Below are 6,939 nucleotides of genomic sequence, written 5' to 3'. Positions count from 1 at the left end.
CGGCCCGCAATCTGCTTCGCAGATCGCTTCCGCCGACCAGGCCCATATGCTGATTGCAGAATGTGGGCCTTTCTCGGTTTGGTGGTCATAGCGCAAGCAAAACACCCGGCTCCATTCCGAACCCGGCCGTTAAGTGCTGCCGCGCCAATGGTACTGCGTCTCAAGACGTGGGAGAGTAGGTCACCGCCAAACCTAGTAAGGCCCACAAAACGTATCTCTCAAACGATCTCTCCCTGTCGCGGGATGGAGCAGCCCGGTAGCTCGTCAGGCTCATAACCTGAAGGTCGCAGGTTCAAATCCTGCTCCCGCAACCACTTCCACCGAACACGCATCGACACCGCGCAGCGCACCCGGCTGCGCCTGATCGACCATCGCCGTGATCGACCTTTCAGTTCCAGAACCAGACTACCCTTTGCGCCCTCGTGGCGCACGACGACGCGCTCGATCAGACCGCGTAGGCCCAGAAATCAACCTGCGGACTCTCCGAAAATCCGGAGGAGAGTCGGGTCTCAGGTCAATGGCCGATGCCACCTCAGACCTCTTCCAGCGTCTGAACCACGTCAGCGCCACGGGAACTGAACCGCGGATTCACGACCGGACAGAACCGTGAATGCGTGTCGACCACGGTCAGGATCCGCAATTTTCACATGGCCAGCTGGTCATGAACAAAATCCATCGCCCAGACATCGTTCGTTCCGGCGGCGTCTTCCCGGTCCTCCCGCAGCTTGGCCTTCACGCGCCGCTTCGGGTGCATGTTCCGCAGTTGCTGGCTCAACTCATTGTAAAATCTACGTCTCTTCCTGATATTGATCGTCCAGCGCTCTCGCTACAGCAGAACATGGACCCGCCGGTAGGCATACCGGAGGCGTGTCTCGCAAATCTCTCTGTTCCGCCTCTCGACAGCAGCCTCGTCCGTCCGCCGGGACTTGTAGTGGTAGCCGGACGTGTCGATACAAATGACCCCGCAAGCGCTCCTGACTGACACGCCCCAGTCGACGCACATCCCGGCGACGAGCTCGCGCAAACGGCCAGGCTTCAGAGCTTTCGCCGAATGATGTCCTGCAACATTTCACGGTCCAGAGTTAGGTCCGCGACGATCTTCTTCAGTCGCGTAGTCTCATCCTCGAGCGCCTTCACCCGGCGCATCTCGTCCGGCAGCAAGCCACCATACGTCTTCTTTCAGCTGAACTAGGTCGACTGGCTGATCCCGGCCTTGCGCCCGACCTCCACGACCGGCGTGCCTTGCGCGCCCTGCTTCAGAATGAAGGCCCTCAGCGCCTCCGTGAACCTCGATGCCTTCATGCGTTTCCGCTTCTTGCCCAGCCAGGAAAGATTGGCCGAAACTCCAGCTTCAAACGGTCCAGTCTTCAGGGGGCAGCGCAGGTGCTTCAATCCCAAGTTGACTGGAGGCATGGCGCGAAAGGCACGCTTTTAAACCATTGAAAAGGCTTTCCCCCGGTCAACATTGTCCGGGCCTTGATGTCGCGGTACCGGCACGGCAAATCTGCATTCGGGGACCAGAATATGAAAGCTACAGGGCTGCTCATCGGAATGGGTCTTGCCGTGACATTCGCGCTTGGCGCATGCACGCAAAGTCAACCCGTCGTCATGACATCCGGAACCGTGCCGGTCGTCGAGACGCCGGACGAACAGGCCGTGATCGAGGCCACCAAGGATACCGAAACCTTGCCTGGCTCTGGGACCGAAGCGGCCACGATCCACCGTCTTGACAAGGTACGGCTCGGACCGGGCGATCATGGCGACGCGCTGACCACCGGCTACGGCATTTGGTCCGGGGTTGCCACCGAGGCCAACCCGGTCCTCGCCCCCTTCGGGGATGCCGTGCCGCTCCTGGTCCTGCCGGTCAAGTTCGGGCTGAAGAAACTGCTCGTGGCGGGTGGGACAGCGCCGGCCCGCGCCAACGTCACGATCGAGTCCGTGGGTGCAATCGGGACCTGCTCGAACATTGCGGTTCTGTCCGGCGCGGCGTTCGCTCCGGCGATCAGCCTCGGACTTTTCTGCGCGATCATCTACGGCGACATGCTGACCAAGGGCTACGAGAAGGACACCGGCCGTACCCTCGACGGTGCCCCGACCATGGTTGACAGCGACGAGCCGCAGGCGCCGGACGAGACCGGAAGCTCCATGATCTGATCGGAGCCGGGCGGCGGCTGACAGGAAGGCTGAGCCCAATCAGATGTCCAAAGGGGCGCCGTGCGGCCCGGCTCTCGCCACTTCGCTCCCTGCATTCGAAGTGGCGAGAGGAGCGACGCGCAAGCAGGTGAGGACTGGACATGTCGCGCGCCAGTTCTCACCTGCTTGCCGGGCATCGTGAGTCTCGGTGGGCCTGACGGCCTGCATCGGCTCTGACTCAAGCGGTCTCCCGCTTTGCGCGATCTACCTCGGTCCAAAAGCCGCTGAGCATCACCGCCGCCTTTTCCGGCTTTCGAGCGGTTCCCGCCTGCCTCGCGACGTGAACGGGCGACGGCGACCAGCCTTCTGCACACGCACCGGTTGTCATTTCGCCGTGTTCGTTGGGAAAACCCACAACGCCGGTTGATTTCTCGCGGCGACCGAATGTTTTATGAAATTTGTCTTGTCTTTCGCAAGAGGCTCCACATGGGCTGGTCGCCATGAGCACCATCCGCGTCATGCTTCTGCCATCGCTGAAAATTGAGGTTGATGGCACGACCGTGTCTCTCCGCGGCGCGAAGAACCGTGCCTTCGTTGTTTTTCTGGCGTTCAAGGCCGGGCGTCCGGTGCAGCGCGAGCATTTGGCCCAGCTTCTTTGGCCGGACAGCGAGCCCGCGCGCGCGCGTGCCTCGCTGCGGCAGTCGCTGACCCAGTTGCGCAAGGCCTTCGGCGAAGACCTCCTCCGCACAACTTCGGACGCTGTCGAGATCCCCGAGGCTGCGATCTGGACGGATGTCGGCCAGCTTGCCGACGATCTCGAGGAGGGGAAGGCCACGCGGGAGATGCTCGTCAAGCTGCAGTGCCTGCCCGACCTCTTTGCGGATATAGACAGCGTCGGGCAGGAGTTTGGCGACTGGCTGCAGGAGACCCGGGGACGGGTGCAGGCCGACCTTCTGGAACGGACCGAGCGACTGGTGTCGGGCGACAGTCTCGGGGCCCAGGACCGACTTGCTCTCGCGCGGGCCGCCATCACGCTCGATGATCTGAACGAGGTGGCGATCCGCGCGCAGATCATCGCGCTGGCCGAGCTCAACGATCATTCCGCCGCCCTGCGCGCCTACAACCAGTTCTATGCGCGGATCGAAGACGAATTGGGGGTCGAGCCGTCGCCGGAAACGCAACAGGTCGCGGTCCGTATCAAGCTTATGGAGGCGGCCGACGACGTCCCGGCTCGGATGCCCGCGGCCTCCGTTGCGCCGCCCGCGCCGCTAACGCTCGTCGCGGTGCTGCCGTTCCAGCGGCTCGGGCCCTCATCTTTGCCGGACTACGCAGTGCTGGGCATGTTGGAAGTGATCACCTGCAAGATGGCGTCCTTTCCAGCGCCGGCAGTGATTTCATCCAACAGCACGCGGCACTACCTGGACGCCGCGCCGTCGACGGCGCAGGTGCATCGCGATCTCGGTGCGAACTACGTGCTGACCGGCACCATCCAGACCCGTGACCGGATGGCGCTTCTGACGCTTCAGCTTTGCGACTGCGTGACCGGCCATGTCCGCTGGGCGGCGACGCGCGAAATCCGGGTGGCTCGGCTCTTCGAGGCGGGGCTTGACCTCGCGGAGGACATCGCTCGAACCCTCGAGTTGTCTCTTAACGCCGCGGAGCTTGAACGGTCGCGTGGCCTGCCCGATGACCACCTGGAGCCCAACCACCTGGTGCTGCAGGCGAAGGACCGGATGTTCCGACTGGCCCTCCCGGAGTTCTCCGAGGCGAAGGACCTTCTCGACCGGGCGCTGCAACGCGGTCCGAATTTTGCGCCGGCGCATGCGCTTGCCGCGGAATGGCACGCGATCAACGTCTGGCAGGGCTGGAGCGAGAACCTCGGGCGGTCCCGGGTTGCGCTCGAGGAACATGCGCGTAAAGCCATCTATCTTGCCCCGAACAACGGCCGTGCGATGGCGCAATGGGGCCATCACCTGATCGCGCTGGAGCGCGATTTCGACGGGGCGCTGTCGCTGTTCGAGAGGGCGCTGCAGCTTTGCCCCAACGATTCAGAGGCGCTGATCTGGACGGTTCCGACGCTGGCACACAGCGGTCAGGCGCAGCGTGCCGTCGAGAACGGGAAGAAGGCCTTCGTGCTCTCGCCCTGCGATCCCTTCGTCTTTCGCAATGAGCACTTCCTGTCGCTCGCGCATTACGCCAGCGGCGACTACGCGGAGGCGGCTGCGCTCGGCCTGTCCTGCTTCCGCCGGGCGCCCGCCTACGGGTCGAACCTGAGGGTGACCATCGCTTCCCTGATGGCCGGAGACCGGAGCGGCGAAGCACGTGAATTGGCGCAGCATCACAATCTGGCCGAACCCGGGTTTTCAGTCGGCAAGTTCCGAAACGCAATGGGATTTAGAGATGCGGCGCAGCAGGCAGCTTACGTGAATAACTTGCTCGCGGCCGGGGTGACCGCGTAGAAACTGTTTATTATCAATGTATTGACGTTTCTTTTATTGGCCATTTGTAGTTAGGTGAATAATTGGCCTTAAGGCAAAGAGTGATTCTGACGGAGAGGGGATTTCGACATGGCATTATTTCCGAGTGCTCACGGAAATTCGCATGGCAACTCACACGGCAACTCCCATGGAAATTCCCATGGCAATAGCGCGGCGGCGGGGGGACCTGCGTCGGGGCTTGCGCTTCCGGTGATGGTGACCCTGATCCCGCCGGGGGACGTGAGGCCGGTAGAAGCCCGTTTTGCCGATATCGAGGTCAACCCCGATCTCTGGGTGTTGCCCCTGGTGTCGCGCGTGGTCACCGCGCTCGACCCCGACCAGCTGCTCGCCGAGCTGCACGATGACCTCGATGGGATACTCCACAAGGGAAACGCCGACGTGGCACAGGATCTCGAGCGCGCCTTGTTGAAGCGCGAGGACGCGGTGAGCCTCTGGGGCGGCGAGATCATCGACCAGTCCGGCAATTTCCAGCACTATTTTCATGCGCTGCTGTCGCTGAACTCGCGCAGCCATCCGAACCTTATGCGACTGATGGCACTGGTCTACGCGGTGGCGGGCATCGTCGGCATGCGGGTCAAGCTCGACTACATGCGCGGACGTCCGGCGCAGGTCTGGCCCGGCCTGTTCCCGATGTTGCCGACGCCGGCCCACCCGTCCTTCCCCAGCAACCACGCCACGCAGGCGACGACGGTGGCCGTGACATTCTCCGAGCTGGCGAAGCAGGCCGGACGGGAGGAATACGTGCCTTTCCTGACCGGGCTTGCGCATCGTATCGGGGAGAACCGGGAATACGCCGGTCTGCACTACGCCAGCGATACCGAGGCCGGAAATTGCATCGGTACGGCATTGGCGACGCGCATTCTGGAGCTGCCGGATTTGCCCGAGCTTGCGACCTTGCGGGCCGATGCACTGGGCGAGCTCTGTCACCTGTCGAAATGAGGGGGGATCGAGATGATCCGGCGCAAAAGCATGCGGGGCGGCGCGGTTCCACCGGCTTGGGGGGTCGAAATGGCCTGCGAGGCCTGTCATGAGGATCCTCCCAGTCCCGGAGCCTGCCACCGTCACGGTGGAGGCAAGGAGGCTGTGGACCTCGCTGGCGAGCTGATCGGCTCGGGCCTGTGGGCCCCGCGTGACCAGGGATCGCGCGGCACCTGCACCGCCTTTGCCGTGGTCGCGGCCGAAGAGCTCTGGCACTTCCGCAACGGCGATAGGGCAGGCGGGGCGACGCGGTTTCAGGCGCTGTCCGAGGAATATCTTTACTCGGCTATCCGGCGATTCAGCTACGCGGACGCAGGGATCCGCCGGACGGCCACTGATGCCGGGGACCTCGAGGCCGAAGGGGCAACCTACCTAGCGCAGGCCAAGCTTGCGCTGGAGAAGTTCGGGATCTGCCGCGGCGAGCTCGCGTCCTATGAAGAAGACCGGGCCATGAATTTCCGGCACACGCGGTTCGATGACGCGATCGAGGAAGAGGCCACTGCACGGCGGATTTCCCCGGGAACGCTGGTGCACAACATCGTCGATATCGAGCAAGGCCCGGCCACCGGACTTGACAGGATATGGCAGAACGCGCGCGGGAACAGACACACCTCCGAGGTCCTCCAGGAAGCACTGGCCGCAGGCAGCCCGGTGGTCGCCGCCTTTGCCACGCTCGACCGGGTCGGCAGAGGTACGTGGTTCGGCCCCGAGGCGCAGCTCTATGGCAAGGTGATCTACCCTTCCGACCAGTACCTGCGGGGGATGCAGCCGGATGGGGGGCACACGGTTTGCCTCGTCGGCTTCCTGCCCGCCGGAACCGAGGGTGTGCCGAAATCCGGGGCCTTCGTTCTGCGAAACAGCTTCGGCGCGATCGATTTTTGCTGGGATGCCGGACGCTGGGGATGTGGCCCTCAACCGGCCTGCCGGGGCTACGGGTTGATCTCGGTGGATGACGTGGACCGCTATTGCTGGGAATACCTCTTCCGCCGTCCGCCCGATGGACGGGGCTAGCGGGAATGCGGCTCGGCGAGGGCGAAACATCGCTGCCGTTTCCCGCATCGGCCCGGCACTATTTGTGGCCTCTCCAGCCCGGACAGTGTGCGGGCGAAGGGGGCGGGGCCGGCGCTTGAAGGAAGCGGTAGATACATAGACAGCGCGTTCGATGTCGAGAGAGCTGCGCCGATCTGAACGGCTTGTCGGCGTGGCTGCGAGCGTGTTCCATGAGCCTCGGCAAAGTGCGACGCAGGGGCGGACGGCTTCAGCTTGAAGCCATTGCCGGCCAACGTCAGGAGTTTCGGGGAAGTGGCGGCGCTGAACCGCGGTCTTCCCC

At 63.5% G+C, this 6,939-nt stretch carries 4 protein-coding genes, 1 tRNA gene, 1 rRNA gene and 1 pseudogene; 6 read left to right on the top strand and 1 reads right to left on the bottom strand.

Annotated features, from left to right (window positions below; genetic code table 11):
* Positions 1 to 77 precede the first annotated feature (77 nt).
* Together rrf and BM397_RS28515 are read left to right on the top strand one after the other, a co-directional pair.
* Positions 78 to 192 (top strand): 5S ribosomal RNA (gene rrf / locus BM397_RS28520).
* Positions 193 to 237: 45 nt separating this feature from the next.
* Positions 238 to 314, top strand: a tRNA-Met gene (locus tag BM397_RS28515).
* Positions 315 to 535: 221 nt separating this feature from the next.
* Here BM397_RS28515 and BM397_RS29885 read toward each other — a convergent pair.
* Positions 536 to 1,302, bottom strand: a pseudogene (locus tag BM397_RS29885) (transposase); the annotation flags it as partial.
* A gap of 306 nt (positions 1,303 to 1,608) precedes the next feature.
* Here BM397_RS29885 and BM397_RS28500 point away from each other — a divergent pair.
* From BM397_RS28500 to BM397_RS28485, 4 genes are all read left to right on the top strand, one after another.
* On the top strand, positions 1,609 to 2,154 hold the full coding sequence (locus BM397_RS28500; RefSeq protein ID WP_092431418.1) for a hypothetical protein: 546 nt from the start codon (positions 1,609 to 1,611) through the stop codon (positions 2,152 to 2,154).
* Positions 2,155 to 2,633: 479 nt separating this feature from the next.
* Complete coding sequence (locus BM397_RS28495) at positions 2,634 to 4,592, top strand: AfsR/SARP family transcriptional regulator (RefSeq protein WP_092431415.1); 1,959 nt, start codon at positions 2,634 to 2,636, stop codon at positions 4,590 to 4,592.
* A gap of 231 nt (positions 4,593 to 4,823) precedes the next feature.
* Positions 4,824 to 5,570, top strand: a complete 747-nt coding sequence (locus BM397_RS28490; protein WP_176807006.1) for a phosphatase PAP2 family protein — start codon at positions 4,824 to 4,826, stop codon at positions 5,568 to 5,570.
* 144 nt (positions 5,571 to 5,714) lie between these two features.
* A complete protein-coding gene (locus BM397_RS28485) occupies positions 5,715 to 6,620 on the top strand; it encodes a C1 family peptidase (RefSeq protein ID WP_092431410.1) in 906 nt (301 codons plus the stop codon).
* The last annotated feature ends 319 nt before the right edge of the window (positions 6,621 to 6,939 follow it).

This window comes from Alloyangia pacifica (assembly GCF_900116195.1).
Lineage (GTDB): Bacteria > Pseudomonadota > Alphaproteobacteria > Rhodobacterales > Rhodobacteraceae > Salipiger > Salipiger pacificus.
Note: the sequence above shows the minus strand (reverse complement) of the source record. Positions and strands in the feature narration are given on the sequence as shown.